Annotated in this window: 1 pseudogene; it reads right to left on the bottom strand. The window is 63.1% G+C overall.

Features of this window, described 5'->3' with window-relative positions:
* Nucleotides 1-181: 181 nt before the first annotated feature.
* Nucleotides 182-1,039, bottom strand: a pseudogene (locus ACSFA3_RS25920) (zinc-binding dehydrogenase); the annotation flags it as partial.

The raw sequence follows: 1,039 nt of genomic DNA, 5'->3' as shown, positions 1-1,039 counted from the left end.
TTCGAACCCCATCGTTTCGATGACGCGTGCGGCCAGGGCGTTGCCCGCGCCCGGAACGAGCAGTCCCTTTCGGGCCTCGATGTGACTGCGCAGCAAGGCGCCAGGGTGCTGATTGATCGAGTTCATGGAGTGTGGTCGTCGTCGGTGTTTGGTGTTTGATGACTGTTGTGCGAGGGGGTACTCAGATGCATACGACTGCCTTGCCGATCTGCTCGCGGCTTTCGATCCGGGCGAGCGCCAGGTCCAGATCGTCGAGTGTTTAGCGCGCTGCGACCTCGATACGCAATGCGCCTTGCCGCATGGCCGCGAACACCGCATCGGCGCGGCGCTGCACGGTGACGGCGTCGGCCATATGGTCCGCCAGGCGCGGGCGTGTCAGGAAGAGCGAACCCGCCTCGCCCAGCTCGATCGGATCGAGGTCTCGCACAGAGCCGGAGACGTTTCCGTAGTTCACGATCAAACCGTGGGTTCTGGCGGCTCTCATGCTGTCGCGCAATGTCGCTTGGCCGACGGAATCGAAGACGACATCCACACCCCTGCCGTCGGTCGCCTGACGAACGACGTCGACGAAGCTTCCATCTCCATAGACCACGGCCCGATCCGCCCCGCAAGCAATTGCGGCCGCGCATTTCTTTTCAGTGCTGGCCGTGGCGAAAACCGTTGCCCCTAGCCGCTTGGACATCTGGATGAGCAGCTGGCCGATGCTTCCTGATGCGGCGTGCACGAGGCATGTGGAGCCGGGCACGATGCAGGCAACGTCTTCCACCAAGTAGTGAGCGGTGCAGCCCTGGAAGATCGATGCGGCGGCGAGGTCGTAGTCCACATCGTCTGGAATACGAGCAGCGAGCGCCGCAGGGATGCGGGCGTACTCGGCATAGCTTCCCCAAGCGATGCACCAGGCTACGCGGTCGCCAATCGCTAGATGCTGCACGTCTTGCCCGACGGCGACCACCTCGCCTGCGCCTTCCATTCCGAGCGTGCAAGGCAGGCGTACTGGATAAGTTCGAGAGTTGGCGTACTTGCCCTGGCGGGTGTGAAT

Source organism: Variovorax glucosi (assembly GCF_051216695.1).
Classification (GTDB): Bacteria; Pseudomonadota; Gammaproteobacteria; order Burkholderiales; family Burkholderiaceae_C; genus Variovorax.
The sequence above is the reverse complement of the archived record's forward strand: the minus strand, read 5'-3'. Positions and strand labels throughout refer to the sequence as shown.